Genomic DNA, 17922 nt, shown 5'->3' on the forward strand with positions numbered 1-17922 from the left:
ATAATAAAATATCTCCATGTAGTGATTAACTAATTGTATATATTTATAGCTTAATATAAAATATTAATTATGAAAAATCTTAAAAACTTTCAAGAGAAAATTTGAAAAATGTAGTTGGAGGACTTATGGAACCTCGTAGATGGTGCTGCTTTGGCTAATGGTGTAGTACGGGTGTATATGGAGATTCATGATTTAGTGTGTGTTGATGCTTGTACTTCATTACAAAAGTACTAAAAATTAAGGTTAACAATTAAATCTAAATTAATAAAGGGTTACTTTGGAAAGCACCCTTTTAAAGTTTTTTTAAATATGAAAATTATATTTTTCTTCTGGCTTTTCTTCTTTTCTATATGTTATTCTCAAAATATTAGATTTTCTTATAATTATAAATTTATTATAGATACTTTACAGAAAGATAATATATCTGAAGAAGTTGTAATTCTTGATTTTAATAATGAAAAAAAGGAATCTATTTTTACAGGACTAAAACATATTTTATCTGATTCAACGATGGCAGTAATGTCGAGAAAAGGAATAATGCTATTTCCAGATAAATCAATGAAAATAAAATATGTAGTAGAAAAAAAGAATGATAGTATATTATATTTTTATACTGATAATCACATGCCTAATCCTGCATTAAAGGTTAAAGATAAAAGAACAATAAATTGGAAGATTTTAAATGAAAAAGAAAAAATATCAGGATATCCAGTTCAAAAAGCAATAGCTACTTTTGGAGGAAGAGAATGGATCGCTTGGTTTACTAATGAAATCCCTATTTCAGATGGACCATATAAATTTCGAGGTCTACCTGGCCTTATTCTAAAGGTTTATGATAAAACTAATACTCACATATTTGAAATAATATCTGTTCAAAAACAAAAATCTAATTATATTGTTTTAAATGATGATACTTATAAAAATGTAAAAGAAATTAGTTTTAATGAGTATCAAGAGATATCTAAAGAAAGTCCTTTGGAAAGATATAGAAATAAAGCTTTTAGTGGCGATATAATTTTTAAAAGTAGCGAGGAAAAACAAAAATTTTTGAAAGATTTAGATATTAAAATAAAAGAGAGTAAAATACACGATAATAATCCAATTGAATTAGTTGATGTATTTAAAAGAAAAAGATAGTATAAACCTTAATAACCGGAACTTTTATCTTCTATTAATAACTTCTCTATCTTTTCTCTGATTCTATAGGATATCACTCCATATATCCAGTCTATTCTTTTTGAATTTTATCCACGAGATCATTCTCTCTGTACACTGCATTTCTTCTTGCAGTCCAAAAATTCCTTCATTATCCTGAACAACTGTTCTTTACTCCTAACCAATATAACTTCTTTTTGATCAAAGGACATGTAAGCGTAACTGCCACAAAGTCACACTCAATAAGATAATTTATCTCCGTCTATCACAACAAGAAGCAGTAAATGAGTTCTGGCAGTATTTTCATCCTTTTCTCTATATGACTCTTGTTAGCTGTAATTCCACACTAAATCATAATATTCCAGTACTTTTTCAAAAGCAGATTATGTTCATAACAACACCCCTGCATTCGCTAACCACTTTCCTAAAACATGATAATCTGAGCGAAGGAACAGTTCCCGTATATGAGTCAATTTTCAAAGGGAATATACTAAGGATGCAGTTGATAATTTTTTTACAGCACGCTGATATTTGCTTCCGAATCCTCGGAATAATGAATTCTTTCCAGGTATTTTTCAAATCCCTGCTCTATCATCATCGCAAATTTTACAATTTATTTTTTTTGTGAAAAGCAGAATAGGTAACAATAACACTAATGGCCATTAAAATAAATGCAAGGAAAAACGGTGCTCCGGAAAACTTGAACGGTGCTTCATCATGTGTGAAAAAATAAAACAGGTTAGTCATCATCGGTGGGCCGATAATTGAGGTTGCACTCATAAGGCTCGTCAATGCTCCCTGCAGCTCTCCCTGTTCATTAGAAGGGACACTCTTGGTAATCACAGATTGCAGGGCAGGTCCACAAATTCCTCCTAAGCAATAAGGAATTAAAAACACAAACATCATCCAACCTTCTGATGCAAAAGCAAAAAGTAACATTCCCACAGCATACAGTGCCAATCCGTAATAAATACTCTTCTGCTCTCCTAACCTCGGAGTTGTCCATCTGATCAGTCCCCCTTGTACAAGCCCAACCAGCAAACCTACTACCCCCAACGAAATTCCTACCATTCTTTCTGTCCAGTTAAACTTATACATGGTAAAGAAACTCCAGTTACTCTGTACAGCATGTCCTGCAATATAGATCAGAATCAATGATACAATCAGTCCTGAAATTTCAGGATGCTTACCTAAAAACTTAAATGATCCTACAGGATTTGCCCGTTTCCAGTCAAACTCTCTTCTTTTATCCTTATCCAAACTTTCGGGAAGAATAAAATAGCCATAAAGAAAATTCAGCAAACATAAACCTGCTGCTGCATAAAACGGCACTCTCGCACCATAATGTCCCAAAACTCCTCCAAGGACAGGACCTATGATAAAACCGAGACCAAAAGCTGCCCCAATAAGCCCGAAATTCTTTGCCCTGTCTTCATCAGTGGAAATATCTGCAATATAAGCACTGGCAGTCGTAACACTAGCCCCTGTAATCCCTGCAATAATCCGTCCTAAAAACAACCACCAGATAGTGGGAGCCAATGCCAGAAAAATATAATCTACAGCAAAACCGAAAAGAGAAATGAGAATAATGGGTCTTCGTCCGTATTTATCACTCAGGTTACCTACAAGCGGTGAAAATATAAATTGAGTAAATGCATAAGCAAATCCCAGCCATCCACCATACTTTGCGGCCTCACTGATATCTGCATGAATAAGCTCTTCAATTAACTTGGGAACTACAGGAATAATGATTCCCCATCCCGTTATATCAATCAGTAAAGTGATAAATATGAAGCCTATAGCGGCCTTTTTCTTTGAATTTTCCATGATCCTGCAAAATTAATCAAAACTAAAAAATAATGATTCTAAATTTCGATATATTAAAAAATTATAATATCAGTTAATCTCCTGCTATTAAAAATAAAAAGCCTTTCTTTCGAAAGGCTTTACTTATTTATTGTAGTTTGTATTACTTTGAAGCAAGTACTTCTTTGTTAGAAGTTGTTTTTCCGTGTACTCCCTCCTCTTTTCCTTTTTTAAGAAAGTCATAAGCAATTGCAGATGCAATAAAGATTGATGAGTAGGTACCAAACCCAATACCGATTAACAATGCAAACATAAATCCTCTTAAATTATCTCCACCGAAGATAAAAATTGCCAGGATTACCAGAATGGTTGTAAATGAGGTGTTGAATGTTCTACCTAATGTACTGGAAATTGAATCATCAAATAATCCCGCCAGTGTTATAGATTTCTTCTCTCTCAGATACTCTCTGATTCGGTCAAAGATAATTACCGTATCGTTAATAGAATACCCTAAGACAGTAAGGATAGCCGCAATGAAGTCCTGATTGATCTCCATGTTGAACGGCATATATTTATGAAGCAGGGAATATGTTCCCAAGATAATTACTGCATCGTGGAACAATGCTGCCACAGCTCCTAAAGAAAACTGCCATTTTCTGAATCGGAACAAAATATAAATAAAGATTCCTGCAAGAGCAGCAACTACGGCAAGGATACCATGTGTCTGAATATCGTCTGCCACTGTTGGACCTACCTTTTCAGATGAAATAATTCCGGCATGGTCTTTATCTGCAGATTTAAAATCTTTTAGGGTAAGCGTTGCAGGAAGGTTTCCTTTTAATCCCTGATATAGTTTTTCTTCAATAGTCTGGTCAGCCTTTAAAGACTCATCTTCAATAAGATAATCTGTAGAAATTTTTAACTGATTGGCATTACCAAAAGTTTTAGCCTCTACCGAAGAATTTTTACCATCTTCAGTTTTAAACAGTTTTACCAGATTTTCCTCAACATCATTAGCATTAACCGGCTTATCAAATCTTACGATGTAATTTCTACCTCCGGTAAAATCAATACCATATTTGAAACCATGGGTTACCATAGAACCGATACAGATCACCGTTAAAATACCTGAAATAATATACGCGTATTTTCTCTTTCCGATGAAATCAATCCATGTATTTCTGAATAGGTTCTTCGTTGGCGGAGTCCATACGGAAAGCTGCTTACCTTTATTCAATCTGTTGAAGATCATTACCCTTGAAAGCAATACAGATGTAAACAATGTCATGATGATACCGATCATCAGTGTCAATGCAAATCCTTTGATAGGCCCTGTTCCGAAGAAGAATAATACAACAGCAGTCAATAACGTAGTGGAGTGACCATCAATAATGGCACTTAATGCATGCTTGAAACCATCTTTGTAAGCTTCAAGGATACTCTTACCTGCAAATAATTCTTCTTTGGTTCTTTCGTAGATAATTACGTTTGTATCTACCGCCATTGCCATCGTTAACACAATACCGGCAATACCAGGAAGCGTAAGGGTAAAGTCTCCGGAATCCATAATTCCGAAAATATAGAAAAGGTTGATTACCATTGCAATTACAGCGTACACACCGGCACCACCATAATAGAAAATAATATAAACAATGATAATTAAGAAGGCAATAGCAAATGAGATCATACCGGCGTTGATAGATTCCTGCCCTAGAGAAGGACCTACCTGAGTAGCCTGAACTACTTTTGCTCCTGCCGGTAATTTGCCGGCTCCTAAAACGTCAACCAATTCTTTTGCTTCATCCTGAGAGAAGTTCCCTGAAATCTGAGTTCTTCCGTTAGGAATAGCATTTACAACGTTCGGGGCAGTATAAACTCTGTTATCAAGAGTTACAGCAACCGGTTTTCCAACGTTTTTCTCTGTTAAAGTTTTCCATTCTTTTGCTCCTTTGGAATCCATCTGCATATCTACTACCACTCTTCCCAGTTCATCATAGCTGATGTTGGCCGTTTCTACGGCACCATCTACCGGAGCTTTTTGATTAATGTTACCTCTGATTGCATACAATACCAGGTTATCCGGGCTTGTAGCTTCAGGTTTGTAACCCCACATGAATTGTGTATATTTAATGTTTGCCGGACGTAAAGCCTGACCTACTTTGCTGTTTAATATTTTATTTACAACGGCAGTATCTGATAATTTTACGTTGGCAACACCATTACTACTTAATTTGTCAAGCTGTAAAAGATTCATGAAGTTAACATTTTTTGCAACTCCCATAGAATCTCCTTTTGCTGCAACCATAGTTGTCAATGTCTGGAAATAAGGTACGATCTCAGGAACCTGCTGTACTTCCCAGAACTGTAGTTTTGCTGAAGTCTGAAGCATTTTCTTTACTTTATCGATATCCTTCATTCCTGGCATTTCTACTGAAATTCTAGCAGTTCCGGGTACTCTCTGAACGTTCGGCTGAATTGCACCAAGCTTGTCAATTCTTGTTCTGATTACCTCGAAAGCTGTTCCGACAGAAAGATCAATTCTTCTTTTAACAATACTTTTTACCTGCTCATCAGTAGTATTATACTTGATTTCAGACAGGGTTGTATTTCCGAAAAGCTCCGGATCTGCAAGCTTAAGGTTTGTTCCTTTTGCCTTGTTAACCGCATCGAATTGTTCAAAGAAGTTATCGATATACGATTTTGTAGAATTTTTCTGAACTTCATCAGTCTTGTTTAAAGCTTCAATAAGAACAGGATTGGTAGAATAATTGGTTAAATCATTCACCAGATCTCTCTGGTTGATCTCCAATAGAACATTGATCCCTCCTTTAAGGTCAAGACCAAGTTTCATTTCCTTGTCTTTAGCTTTTGAATAATAAAGCTTTGTATACCCAAGATTAAGAGTATCTTCCTTGATGCGTTTGATCTCTTTCTCGTTTCCTTTCGCAGCTTCGATCTGCGATTCAATTTTGCTGGCGTACCAGGTTGGTAATAGCTCGTTTAAGCAGATCAACCCCAGGACAATAGCAACAATTGTAATAAGTCCTTTTCCTTGCATTTTGTTATAACTACGTTAAATTAAGTCGGCAAATATAATGATTTTCTTGTATTTTATGAATTTTTAACAACAGAAATGGTTTATTTTCAGATATATTGGTATTACAATCTCTATTTAAGATTTAACAATTTTTCCACACTATCTTAATGAAGTTTTCAAATTTTGATTGGTATAAATTTTTCATACATTTTTCAACACACTAACTATCAAAATATTATGAAAAAATTACTTTTTACGATGACTATTCTTTCTTCCTTAATCGTTAATTCTCAAAGTATTAATCTGGAAGAATTTGCTACCGGACTTACCAGCCCGGTCGAAATTACAAACGCGAACGACAGCCGTCTTTTTGTTGTGCAGCAAAACGGGATTATAAAAATCATACAACCCACGGGAACCGTAAATGCAACCAACTTTCTGAATATTACTTCAAAAATAACGTATGGTGGAGAAAGAGGTCTTTTAGGACTTGCTTTTCACCCGCAATACCCCTCCAACGGGTATTTTTTTGTTTATTATAACAATACTGCCGGAAATATTGTTGTCGCCAGATATACCGTAAGCCAGACCAATCCTGATACAGCCGACCCTGATTCTGAAAAGATCATACTGAATATTCCCAAACCCTTCGACAATCACAACGGAGGAAGTATACATTTTGCACCTGACGGAAAGCTCTGGATCATTACCGGAGATGGAGGAAGCGGCGGAGATCCCAACAACAATGCCCAAAACAAAAATTCACTCCTTGGAAAAATGCTGAGAATCGATGTGGATGCCACCGGCCCCTATAATATTCCGGCTGACAATCCTTTTGTGGGAACCGATGGTGCTGATGAAATCTGGTCATATGGATTAAGAAATGCCTGGAAATTTTCTTTTGACCTGACTACAGGCAATGCCATGATTGCAGATGTTGGCCAGGGAGCGATAGAAGAAATAAACAAGATGCCTATAACTCAGGCTGGCTTAAACTACGGCTGGCGGTGTTACGAAGGAAACAATGCTTATAATACTGCAGGATGTGCCACACCATCCACCATGACCTTTCCTATTGCCGTATATGATCATTCAGGAGGGAAATGTTCTATCACAGGAGGATATGTTTACAGAGGAGCCCAGAATCCTTCATTACAAGGAAAATATTTCTTTGCAGATTATTGTTCCACCCAAATTGGAATTCTGGATAGTAATAATGCCATCACGTGGACAACACCCTATTCCGGAAATAATTTCTCTACTTTCGGGGAAGATTATCAGAAAGAGCTGTATGCTGCAGCTGTAAACAATGGGAAAATTTTTAAAATATCAACAGGAACCTTAGGTATTCAGGAAAATAATTCCCTTGGAAAAATAAATATCTACCCTAATCCGGCACATAAAGAATTATTCATTGATGGAATTAAGGATAAAAATCTTATTCTGGAGATTATTAATACTGAAGGAAGAAAAATTCTGACAACCAATAATCTGGTCAATAAAAAAAGTATAGACATTTCCGGAATTCCTTCCGGCATTTACTTTATCAACCTGAAATCAGGCAATCTGAAGTCTTATAGCCAAAAAATCATTATTAAATAAAGTATCTTTAAACTTAAAATTTAAGTAAATATAAAAAGCGGTTCAAGTGAACCGCTTTTTATATTTTATATTGTCATTGAGAAAATTCTTGTTTCAGGCTTATTCCTCATCATTCTGAGATCAAAAACCATGGCTACATTTCTTGTAAATGCTCTTCCTGCTTCTGTAATCTTAATCTCATTACCACTAATTTCCACTAATCCGTCATTTTCCATTTCTTTCAGCATTTCTAATGCATTTTCGAGTTCAGGAAATGAGTTATCTACATTGAAAGTTGTTTCGAGCTGACACATTAAATTCAGAATATGCCTTCTGACTATAAGATCTTCTTCATTCAATACATGCCCTTTTACCACAGGTATTTCCCCTTCTTCAACAGATTTCTGATATTCTTCAACAGTTTTTACATTCTGGGCAAAAGCATACCATGAATCTGAAATGGCTGACATTCCCAGTCCAATCATCAGCTGAGTATTGCTTGAAGTATATCCCATAAAATTTCTGTGAAGCTTTTTGTGAATTAAAGATTGATATAAATCATCATGCTCCAGTGAGAAATGATCCATCCCCACTTCAATATATCCTAAGTCCTGAAGCAGTTTTTTACCATCTTCATATAAACGGCGTTTTTCTTCTCCACTGGGAAGGTCATTTTCATCAAATCCCCTTTGCCCGACTCCTTTCACCCACGGAACGTGTGCGTAAGAATAAAATGCCAGCCTGTCCGGTTTCAATTCCATTGTTTTTCTGATCGTATGTTCCATTGCATCCCAGTTCTGATGCGGAAGTCCAAAAACAAGGTCATGGCTTATTCCTCTGTAACCGATTTCTTTAGCCCATTCCGTTACATTTTTTACATTTTCAAAAGGCTGAATCCGATTAATGGCTTTTTGAACTTTAGGATCATAGTCCTGAACCCCAAAGCTCACTCTTCTGAAACCAAGGTCATATAAAGTCTGAAGATGATCTTTTGTAGTATTATTAGGATGTCCTTCAAAAGAAAATTCAGGATGTTCCGCAATATCTACTGTTGAAAAAATTCCGTTCAGCAATGTCTTTAAGTTCTCAGGAGAGAAAAACGTAGGAGTTCCTCCTCCCAGGTGTAATTCTTTCAGCTTAGGTTTTTCATTGAACAGATCAAGGTAAAGCTTCCATTCTTTTAAAACGCTTTCGAGATAAGGAATTTCAACACTATGCTGTTTTGTAATACGTTTATGACACGCACAGAATGTACATAATGCCTCACAAAAAGGCAGGTGAATATAAATAGAAATCCCCTCTTCTGCATTACTTTCATGAAAAGACCGGATTACGCTTTCTTTCCATTTTTCCGGGGAAAACGTATTTTCATCCCAATACGGAACCGTCGGATAAGAAGTGTAACGAGGACCGGGAATATTATATTTATCTATTAAAGAGTTCATCTGAAAATTAAATTTTATAGAATATGAAATTTAACACCATTAAAATTTCATCCTGCAAAATTAGCTATTAGTTATGAATTTTAACCTATGAATTATATTAGGTTCTATTTTATAATGAATCTAAATTCCTGTTCATCGGCCTTTTTATAGACAATGATAAATTCTATACCTGATATTTACAATTCTAATTTCATCACTGCAATTCTATCTTTACCGGCAACCACAATTGTATTTCCATCTATCCACTGACATACAAAAAAACCTTTTTCATCGGAAATTTTTTTCCATGTCTTTCCGAAATCCTGAGAATAACTGATATGCCGGTCTCCGACTGCAACGATCTCCTTCCCTTTTGAGCCTGGCTTAATCTTTACACAGGTTATATATCCTGCATTTTGTCCTGAAGCCTGAATCTGCCATGTTTCTCCACCATCGGAAGTGGTTGCTATGTTATTAATATTAGCTTCCTGCCTGGTATAATCCCCTCCTGCGGCAATTCCAAACCGGTCACTGCTGAAATCTATGGAATATATTCCCTGCGAAGATTCTCCCTGTATAAACGGTGTATTGAAAACTTCCAGCTTATTGTTGTCTGTATTTAGTCTCACAATCCTTGAAGCTTTTCCACCTGTTGCAATCCAGACATAATTTTTAGCTGAGCAGATATTGGTATTACTGGCAGCAAAAGCAGCTTCTCCATCGTTCAGTATCAGGTCATTGTTAAACATGCCCCATTTTCCATTCCTGTATACTGCCAGTTTCAACAAATGATCCCGGTCTGCATCACTGAAAGTATACGCCAGTCTGTCATTCACAAAGTGTAAGGCATCATAAAAGGCTGTTTTGGCTGTATCTGTGAAAACAATCTGCGACCTGAGGTCTTTTTTATCTATTTTAAAGAAACGGGCAGGGCTCTCAATATTTATAGCATAAAAAGCATTTTTATCCTGAGCCAGTGTTCTAAACTGTAATTTGTCCTCTGATAACCTGATTTGTTTCTGTTTTTTGGGGTCCTTGAGATCAACAAAGCCAAACTTAGAGTCTGTTCCGCTGTACCAGACTTTATGATCATATACCTCAAGAGCCCTGATGCTGATCTTGTCATTAAGAATTGTTTCAATGCTTTTTACCTGCTGGGAAAATATATTCATTCCTACAGACAGTAATACAATGGAGATGATCTTTTTCATAATATATTACAACAAAAAAACCGCCGAAGCGGTTTATATTAATATTAATCTATGTTTTTATATTTTTCAGGATTGTTCAGTTTACTGTGTGACTTTCCATAAAGGAAATAAACAAAACCTCCAAGACATAACCATACTGCTGAAAGTTCCAGTGCATGAGCACTCAGATTAAATATCAGATACAGGTTAATGATCACTCCCAATGCTACAACTATTTTATATGCCGGCACCTTGAATGGTCTGATCAGGTTGGGTTCTTTCTTTCTCATTACCCAAACAGCAATACAAACCAATGTAAATGCAAACAGGGTTCCAAAGCTTGTCATATCTGCCAGCGTGGAGATCGGAGTAAATGCAGCAATAAATGCTACTACAATACCCAGTAAGATAATTCCTTTATAAGGAGTTCTTGTTTTCGGGTGAAGTTCACCAAAGAACCCCGGAATTAACCCGTCTTTTGCCATTCCGATGAAGATTCTTGACTGTCCCATCATCATTACCATTACTACGGAAATCAGTCCTACGGTAGCAGCAATCGTAACAATATTACTTGCCCAGTGTTTTCCTGCAATTTCAAATGCATACGCTACCGGAGCTTTGATCGCATCAGGATATTTTCCTTCAGGATTAAAGTCTGTATAATGCATCATCCCTGTCAAAACAAGAGATACACAGATATATAAGGCTGTACAAATTAGTAATGAGGCAATAATAGCAAAAGGAACATCCTTTTTAGGGTTAATAGCTTCTCCTGCCTGGGTAGAAACAGCATCAAAACCAATATATGCAAAGAAAATGGCTGCAGCTCCTGAAATAATTCCTTTAATACCATACGCCGATACCATATCTCCTTCTGAGTTTTTAATAGAAATCTGATCCGGGATAAAAGGATTCCAGTTTTTAACCCCTTCAGTAGCATTATAAAGCTCTGGATTTGAGAAAATGATATAAGCTCCTGCAATAACTACAAAGATAACAGCTGAAGTTTTCAACAGAACGATCAGGTTGTTCGCTCCTGCCGCTTCTTTTGTTCCTTTAACCAATAAGGCGGTAATCAACAGAACCAGAATAAATGCAGGAAGATTCATTGAGAAACCTTCTCCTGTATAACTTGCCGGATCGGAAGTTAAATAGGCAGGTAAATGAACTCCAAAAATTTTTAAAAATTTGGTAAAATAACCGGACCAACTCACGGAAACCGCCATACTTGCCATGGCATATTCCAGAATGAGACACCAGCCCATTGCCCAGGCAAAAATTTCTCCTACCGTTCCATAGGCATAAGCATATGCTGAACCTTCAACAGGAATAATAGATGCAAACTCTGCATAACATAATGCTGCAAAAACACAGGCTATACCTGCTATGATAAAAGAAATTGCCAGTGCCGGCCCTGCATGGTAATAGGCTCCGGTTCCGGTAAGAACAAAGATTCCACCGCCAATGATAGCACCTACTCCAATTGCTGTTAAACTCCATTTTCCAAGGACTTTTTTCAGCTCACTTTTCTGCATATCTGCCTCATAGGCACTCAGTGGCTTCTTAACCCAAATTTTAGACATGTTTTTTTATTTATTAAGGATTTACGAAAATATAAAAAATTTAGAAACTCTCACGTTTATCGGCAAATTTTCATCATTTATTTTAAATAAAAAATTTAAAAACCTGACTGACACATGATTCAAAGTATTTTATAAAGTGTTAATTTTTGTTTATTTTTGATCACATGAACTTATATGATCTTTTTGTAAAACCGTATGAAAATTATACAGCTTTACAGATTTTGCTGGAGGCGTCAGGTGCTTTCTTTGGAACGCTGAGTGTTTATTTTTCTATCAAAAAAAATATCTGGGTATACCCTACCGGCATTATTTCAACCCTGATCTATGTTTATATTCTTTTTAATTTCGGATTACTGGGAGACTGCCTTATTAATGTTTACTATACTATAATGAGTGTTTATGGCTGGATTCTATGGTCTAAAAACTCATCAGACCATATTCACGTAGATGTTACCTGGGCAACAAAAAAAGAATGGTTCTACGCAGGTATCCTTTTTATCCTGAGTCTGGCTTTTGTCACCCTGATTTATTATTATAAACCTTATATTGATAATGCAGAAAATGCTGATTTCGGATTATATCATTTAGATTGGGCGAACTGGCTGGATATATTCACTACTTCAATATTTTTAGTAGGAATGTGGTTTATGGCCAAACAGCGCATTGAGAACTGGGTTTTCTGGATTATCGGAGACTTAATTTGCATCCCTATGATGATTTTTAAGGGACTTGGAATCACTTCGGTTCAATATTTGGTATTTACTATAATGGCTATCCTAGGATACCTTAATTGGAAAAAAAGTTTAAAAGAAAAAAAAGTACAATAAAGTCATGAAAAATTTATTAAAAATAGCAGTCAGTATTTTTGCTATTACCAGTTTAACTTCTTGTCTGGCATATTCAGACGGTTATGCTAATGGTGGTTACGGAGACCCATATTATAATAACGGATATTATTATGCTCCTTCCGGATATTATGGAAATGGTGGATACTGGGGTAATGACGGCTATTATTACAGAAACGACATAAATTATTATTATGATAATGGCGTTCCTTATTACTACTACAATTATAATAATTCAAGAAGAAAAGTATATGTAGAAAGAAGATCTGAATCATCAAGACAGAATAATGGATTCAGGGGCCAGACCAATAGCGGAAGCGGCTTTAATAATAACAATAATAGCGGTTTCTATAATAATAGAAACAATAACAACAGTAACAGAAATAATAACGGAGGTTTCAGAAACCAGAACAATGGTAACCAGAATAAACAATGGAACCAAAATAATAGTGGAGGATTCAGAAATCAAAGTGGAGGAAATTATCAGAATCCTCAGAAAAATTCAAACAGCGGAGGCTTCAGAAACTCCGGAAACAACAACAAACCACAATCTTCAAACGGTGGAGGATTCAGAGGAGGTTCGGGTAACCAGGGAAACAGTTCTAATAACTCGGGGAACTCAAACAGACAGAACTCCGGAGGTTTTAGATAAAAACAATTATAAATAAAGAAACGAACAGCTAACACTGTTCGTTTTTTCGTTTTAAATATATTAATTTTGCCTCTTTATATATACAGAACAATGGAATTTTATAAATATCAGGGAACCGGAAATGATTTTGTAATGGTTGATAACCGTGACCTTCAATTCCCTAAGGATAAGAATATTATTGAGAAGCTTTGTGACAGACGTTTTGGAATTGGTGCAGATGGATTGATTCTGCTTGAAAATGATGATCAGTATGATTTCAAAATGGTATATTACAATTCTGATGGTGGTGAAAGTACAATGTGTGGAAACGGAGGAAGATGTCTGGTAGCGTTTGCCTTTTTTCTGGATATTTTTGAAGACAGATGTAAATTCATCGCAATAGATGGTGAACATGAAGCGGAAATCCACAATGGGATTGTTAAGCTAAAAATGATTGATGTAGACTCTATTTCCTATGATGGTACTGATTCTGTTCTTAATACAGGATCTCCTCACTATGTAAAATACGTAAACGATCTTGAAAATTTTAAAGTTTTTGCTGAAGGAAACGGCATCAGAAATTCTGAAAACTATAGAGAAAAAGGAATCAATGTAAATTTTGTTGAAAAAATTTCTGATAATGAAATCTTTGTAAGAACCTATGAACGAGGCGTTGAGGACGAAACTTACAGTTGCGGAACAGGAGTTACGGCTTCTGCTTTAACTTTTCTGCAAAAAGACAATCTAACTTCTGTAAAAGTTAAAACTTTAGGAGGTAACCTCAAAGTTTATGCTGAAAAAAGTGGTGACTCATTCCTGAACATATGGCTGGAAGGTCCTGCAAAGCAGGTTTTTAAAGGAAAAATAGACCTCCTTTAAGAACAAAAAAACTTTTAATCAATATTATTAGGAATGAAAAAAGCTATTCTCATTATCATTCTGCTGGTTTTTGTGATCGCGGGATTTTTTGGTTTGAGATTTTATAATAAATATTTCGGAAACAATGTAGAAAAAGAAGGGTATGTTTTAATTCCCCATAAAGCGGATTTTAAACAGATTCTGGATTCTATTGCTCCATATATAAAAAATAAGGAGTCTTTTGAAGCCGTAGCCAAAGACAAAGGTCTTGAAAGAAATTTCAAAGCAGGCCGATACCATATTCTAGAAGGAACAGGAAATACCGATCTGGTGAATATGATTAAGGCTGGTAATCAAACAGCAAATTCTTTCAGAATAGGAGATTTTGGAGATATGTATCAGATGATCGGTAAAGTGACCAAAAAAACAGAGCTGGATTCTTTACATTTCGTTAATGACCTTGATGGTCTTGCCAGGGAGAAAGGATTTAAAAATGCAGAAGATCTTAAAAAATATTTTTTTATAGATACTTACAATTTCTTCTGGACAGTAAGACCCAGAGAATTTTTTGCAAAGTTTGAGGAACAGTACAATGATTTCTGGACCAGTGAAAGGAAAAATAAAGAACAGCAATCTGGCCTGACAAGAGATCAGATTTATGCTCTGGCTTCTATTGTATACAAAGAATCCGGAGGAAAAAAGGATGAAATGAAAACAATCGCAGGATTATATTTAAACCGTTACAGAAAAGGGATGAAACTTCAGTCTGATCCTACCGTAATCTATGCGATCAATAAACAAACTAATTTTAAGGAACCTATTAAAAGGGTTTTGTATAAACATTTATCTACTCCCTCTCCATACAACACCTATTCGAATGCAGGAATTCCTCCGGGACCGATTTGTGTTGTGGATAAAAATTCAGTAGATGCCGTTTTAGACGCGGAAAATAATAATTATATATTTATGTGTGCCGACCCTGCAAGATTTGGATATCACAAGTTTACAGCAAGCGCTGAAGAACATGCTGTAAATGCAAAAGCCTATCAGGATTGGTTAAATTCAAAAAATATTAAATAGGCTTAGAAAACATTTAGAATTTATACAGTAAAATAATAACAAATCGTAATATTATGAAAATCAGAACAATCTGATATTTTATAATATTAGGGGTATCCCTTTATGATTTTATACAAAAAATAACCTATGAATAAGACAGAGATTGTCAATATTTTTACGAAAAAGGCTTTAGGGCTCACTTTAGTGCTCTCCGCTGCAGCGATGGCTTTTGCCCAGGAAAAAGCAGCCGTATCAGGTATCATTGTCAACAAGAAAAACCAGCCTGTAGCTTATGCTTCTGTAACCTTTAGCAATAAAGTTACAAAAACTCTCAGCGATGCAGTATTAACTGATGAAAAAGGGCAATACAGTTTACAGCTTGCCCCGGGAGAATATGAAATTACCGTAGAAGCAATTGATTACAAAAAAAGTGTTATCAGTAAAAATATTACCGGTGCAGGGAATATTGGCGCATTATCCATAGAACCTGAAGCTACCAGTACGTTGGATGGCAAAACACAGGAGCTTCAGGGCGTTGTAATTACAGCATCTGCAGCCAAACCTTACAAAGTAGAACTCGACAAAAAGACGTATGATCCATCCCAGGATATTGTCAGCAAAGGAGGAAATCTTCAGGATGTCCTGACCAATGTGCCTTCTGTTTCAGTAGATACTGATGGAACGGTATCTATGAGAGGAAACTCTAACGTAAAATTTTTAATTAACGGAAAGCCTTCTTCCCTTTTGGGTATAGATGATGGCGCCAATGCTTTGCAGAGTATCCCGGCAGATCAGATTGAAAGAATTGAGGTAATTACCAATCCTTCTTCAAAATTTGAGGCAAGCGGAACTGCGGGGATCCTAAACATTATTCTGAAAAAGGATAAAAAAATAGGATTTAACGGAACTGTAACGGGGACTTTAGGTTACCTACCCAGAACCAACCTCAATGCTAACCTGAACTGGAGAAAAGGCAACTGGACCTGGTTTTTAAACGGTGGTGGTGGCTATCAGAAGAATGAAAGTACTACAAAAAATACCACTACAAGAAAGGATGATATTAATGGATTGGATCCTGAGGCATTTCCTTTTACACAATATTCCCAGCAAAATGGAAAAACTACGCGGGAGAGCGACACTTATAATGTAACCGCTGGTTTTACTCATGATTTCAATGATAAAACCTCCATCAACTTTTCAGGAATGATCAGAAGTTTTGACACTGATCAAACAGGACTTAACACTTACAATGAAAGAGTTTACAGGTTACCTTCTGAGCTTAATAATGTTGTAAGGGAAAGAAACAGCTATGGGAATAACAAAAACCTGGCAACTCAGTTCGATTTGGGATTTGATCAGAAAATTGGAGATAAAGGCCAGCTGTTATCTGCATCTGCAAGCTATCAGACTAACAAGACTGACGGGATCAATCAGATTGTTCAAAAGTCATTTACAGAAAATGTGATAGATCCCAAGGGAAATATCATCAATAATGTAAATACAGATTCTAAAACAGATACATTCATCGGAAAAATTGATTATGAACTTCCAATAGGCGATAACTCTAAATTGGAAGCCGGTGCACGATACGATTATAATAAAAATACCTATAAGTATTTTGTAGACCAAAGCAATAATGGCCAGACTCCGTTTACAAGATATGATTTTACCAGCAATACAGTCTACTCTGAAAATATCCTTGGTGTTTATGCACAGTTTAAAAGCAAGATCGGAGAAAAGTTTGCTTATCAGCTAGGATTAAGAAGTGAAACATCAAAAATTGATGTTAATTTTCAAAATTTTGATAAAAACGGAAATCCGGCAAATACTCCTGAGGTAAATAAGAACTACACCAAATTATTTCCCTCTGTATTTTTAAGCTATGACCTGGCTAAAAACAACCAGATTTTGTTAAACTATTCGAGAAGAATTAACCGCCCAAGAGCTTTTTCCCTGATTCCTTTCATGTCTTTTGATGACGACCGGAATTATTTCAGAGGAAATCCTGATCTTAATCCAACGTATGAAAACTCTTTTGAGCTGGGGTATAATTATTCAAAGAAAAAAATCACCTTTAACCCTACACTATACTTCAAGAGATCTGAAGACGAACAAAACAGATATCAGTATATAGATAAAGAAGGAGCTGTGAATACCATCCCTTTCAATGTCGGTACCGAAACCAACTATGGTTTAGACCTTAACGGAACCTATGATCCTTTTAACTGGTGGAAGATCATGCTTTCTGCAGACCTGTACGGATATAAAAATACAGGAACTTATAATTTATTCCCTGATAATCCAAAGACATTAAATGATTTCTCCGGTTCAGGTTTCTCATACAGAATACGTCTCAACAATACGTTTAAACCAACCAAAACGTTAAGTTTACAAATTCAAAGTTTCTACAGGGCTGCTGAAAAAACAGCTATGAATAACAGAAAGGCAATGTATGGTATAGACCTGGGTGTAAGCCAGACGATCTGGAAGGGTAATGGAATTATCGGATTTAATATCAGGGATATTTTCAATACCAGAAAGATGAGAAATTACTCAGATAATGCCCAGTTCACGAGAGATATGGAAATGCAGTGGCAGCCACGACAGTTTGCTTTATCTTTCACTTATAAATTTAAGCAGGGTGAAAAAATTGAGACGAAACCAAAAGTTAAAAAAGATATTAACTCAAATACAAATGGTGACGACGAACAAGGTGGAAGCCCGATGTAATACAAAAAAATCCCGAAATATAT

12 protein-coding genes are annotated in these 17922 nt (G+C 35.7%); 7 read left to right on the plus strand and 5 right to left on the minus strand.

Annotated features, from left to right (window positions below):
• Positions 1–309: 309 nt before the first annotated feature.
• The gene (locus DRF59_RS01560; RefSeq protein ID WP_115956531.1) at positions 310–1137 is read left to right on the plus strand and encodes a GLPGLI family protein; all 828 of its coding nucleotides are present in this window, start codon (positions 310–312) and stop codon (positions 1135–1137) included.
• A 624-nt stretch (positions 1138–1761) separates the two neighbouring features.
• On the opposite strand, the gene DRF59_RS01565 is transcribed toward DRF59_RS01560, so the two are convergent.
• Both DRF59_RS01565 and secD read right to left on the minus strand, forming a co-directional pair.
• On the minus strand, positions 1762–2982 hold the full coding sequence (locus DRF59_RS01565; RefSeq protein ID WP_115956532.1) for a TCR/Tet family MFS transporter: 1221 nt from the start codon (positions 2980–2982) through the stop codon (positions 1762–1764).
• A 142-nt stretch (positions 2983–3124) separates the two neighbouring features.
• Positions 3125–6019: a protein translocase subunit SecD gene (gene secD / locus DRF59_RS01570; protein ID WP_115956533.1), complete on the minus strand. Its 2895-nt coding sequence runs from the start codon at positions 6017–6019 to the stop codon at positions 3125–3127.
• Positions 6020–6235: 216 nt separating this feature from the next.
• Here secD and DRF59_RS01575 point away from each other — a divergent pair, with 216 nt between their 5' ends.
• The gene (locus DRF59_RS01575; protein WP_115956534.1) at positions 6236–7600 is read left to right on the plus strand and encodes a PQQ-dependent sugar dehydrogenase; all 1365 of its coding nucleotides are present in this window, start codon (positions 6236–6238) and stop codon (positions 7598–7600) included.
• Between the two features lie 65 nt (positions 7601–7665).
• On the opposite strand, the gene hemN is transcribed toward DRF59_RS01575, so the two are convergent.
• From hemN to DRF59_RS01590, 3 genes are all read right to left on the minus strand, one after another.
• Positions 7666–9024 carry an oxygen-independent coproporphyrinogen III oxidase gene (gene hemN, locus DRF59_RS01580; protein ID WP_115956535.1) on the minus strand — a complete coding sequence of 453 codons (1359 nt, stop codon included), beginning with the start codon at positions 9022–9024 and terminating at the stop codon, positions 7666–7668.
• 176 nt (positions 9025–9200) lie between these two features.
• Positions 9201–10214 (minus strand): WD40/YVTN/BNR-like repeat-containing protein, encoded by a 1014-nt coding sequence (locus DRF59_RS01585; protein ID WP_115956536.1) that lies wholly within the window; start codon positions 10212–10214, stop codon positions 9201–9203.
• Positions 10215–10258: 44 nt separating this feature from the next.
• Positions 10259–11776, minus strand: a complete 1518-nt coding sequence (locus DRF59_RS01590; RefSeq protein WP_115956537.1) for an amino acid permease — start codon at positions 11774–11776, stop codon at positions 10259–10261.
• Positions 11777–11940: 164 nt separating this feature from the next.
• On the opposite strand from DRF59_RS01590, the gene pnuC reads away from it, so the two are divergent.
• The 5 genes from pnuC (at position 11941) to DRF59_RS01615 (ending at position 17899) form a co-directional block, all read left to right on the plus strand.
• On the plus strand, positions 11941–12603 hold the full coding sequence (gene pnuC, locus DRF59_RS01595; RefSeq protein ID WP_115956538.1) for a nicotinamide riboside transporter PnuC: 663 nt from the start codon (positions 11941–11943) through the stop codon (positions 12601–12603).
• 4 nt (positions 12604–12607) lie between these two features.
• Positions 12608–13273: a hypothetical protein gene (locus DRF59_RS01600; RefSeq protein WP_115956539.1), complete on the plus strand. Its 666-nt coding sequence runs from the start codon at positions 12608–12610 to the stop codon at positions 13271–13273.
• A gap of 90 nt (positions 13274–13363) precedes the next feature.
• Entirely contained in the window at positions 13364–14131 is a 768-nt protein-coding gene (gene dapF / locus DRF59_RS01605) for a diaminopimelate epimerase (protein WP_115956540.1), read from the plus strand.
• 33 nt (positions 14132–14164) lie between these two features.
• Positions 14165–15190, plus strand: coding sequence for an endolytic transglycosylase MltG (mltG, locus tag DRF59_RS01610; RefSeq protein ID WP_115956541.1), 1026 nt, complete (start codon positions 14165–14167; stop codon positions 15188–15190).
• A gap of 126 nt (positions 15191–15316) precedes the next feature.
• Positions 15317–17899, plus strand: coding sequence for a TonB-dependent receptor domain-containing protein (locus DRF59_RS01615; protein WP_115956542.1), 2583 nt, complete (start codon positions 15317–15319; stop codon positions 17897–17899).
• Positions 17900–17922 lie beyond the last annotated feature (23 nt).

Source organism: Chryseobacterium flavum, assembly GCF_003385595.1.
Taxonomy (GTDB): Bacteria; Bacteroidota; Bacteroidia; order Flavobacteriales; family Weeksellaceae; genus Chryseobacterium; species Chryseobacterium flavum.

What these genes read in the sequence shown, in the direction of transcription:
- DRF59_RS01575 (WP_115956534.1), top strand. Translation starts at nt 6,236, where the DNA reads ATGAAAAAATTACTTTTTACGATGACTATTCTTTCTTCCTTAATCGTT.
- pnuC (WP_115956538.1), top strand. Translation starts at nt 11,941, where the DNA reads ATGAACTTATATGATCTTTTTGTAAAACCGTATGAAAATTATACAGCT.
- DRF59_RS01565 (WP_115956532.1), bottom strand. Translation starts at nt 2,982, where the DNA reads ATGGAAAATTCAAAGAAAAAGGCCGCTATAGGCTTCATATTTATCACT.
- DRF59_RS01615 (WP_115956542.1), top strand. Translation starts at nt 15,317, where the DNA reads ATGAATAAGACAGAGATTGTCAATATTTTTACGAAAAAGGCTTTAGGG.
- DRF59_RS01600 (WP_115956539.1), top strand. Translation starts at nt 12,608, where the DNA reads ATGAAAAATTTATTAAAAATAGCAGTCAGTATTTTTGCTATTACCAGT.
- DRF59_RS01560 (WP_115956531.1), top strand. Translation starts at nt 310, where the DNA reads ATGAAAATTATATTTTTCTTCTGGCTTTTCTTCTTTTCTATATGTTAT.
- secD (WP_115956533.1), bottom strand. Translation starts at nt 6,019, where the DNA reads ATGCAAGGAAAAGGACTTATTACAATTGTTGCTATTGTCCTGGGGTTG.
- hemN (WP_115956535.1), bottom strand. Translation starts at nt 9,024, where the DNA reads ATGAACTCTTTAATAGATAAATATAATATTCCCGGTCCTCGTTACACT.
- mltG (WP_115956541.1), top strand. Translation starts at nt 14,165, where the DNA reads ATGAAAAAAGCTATTCTCATTATCATTCTGCTGGTTTTTGTGATCGCG.
- DRF59_RS01585 (WP_115956536.1), bottom strand. Translation starts at nt 10,214, where the DNA reads ATGAAAAAGATCATCTCCATTGTATTACTGTCTGTAGGAATGAATATA.
- dapF (WP_115956540.1), top strand. Translation starts at nt 13,364, where the DNA reads ATGGAATTTTATAAATATCAGGGAACCGGAAATGATTTTGTAATGGTT.
- DRF59_RS01590 (WP_115956537.1), bottom strand. Translation starts at nt 11,776, where the DNA reads ATGTCTAAAATTTGGGTTAAGAAGCCACTGAGTGCCTATGAGGCAGAT.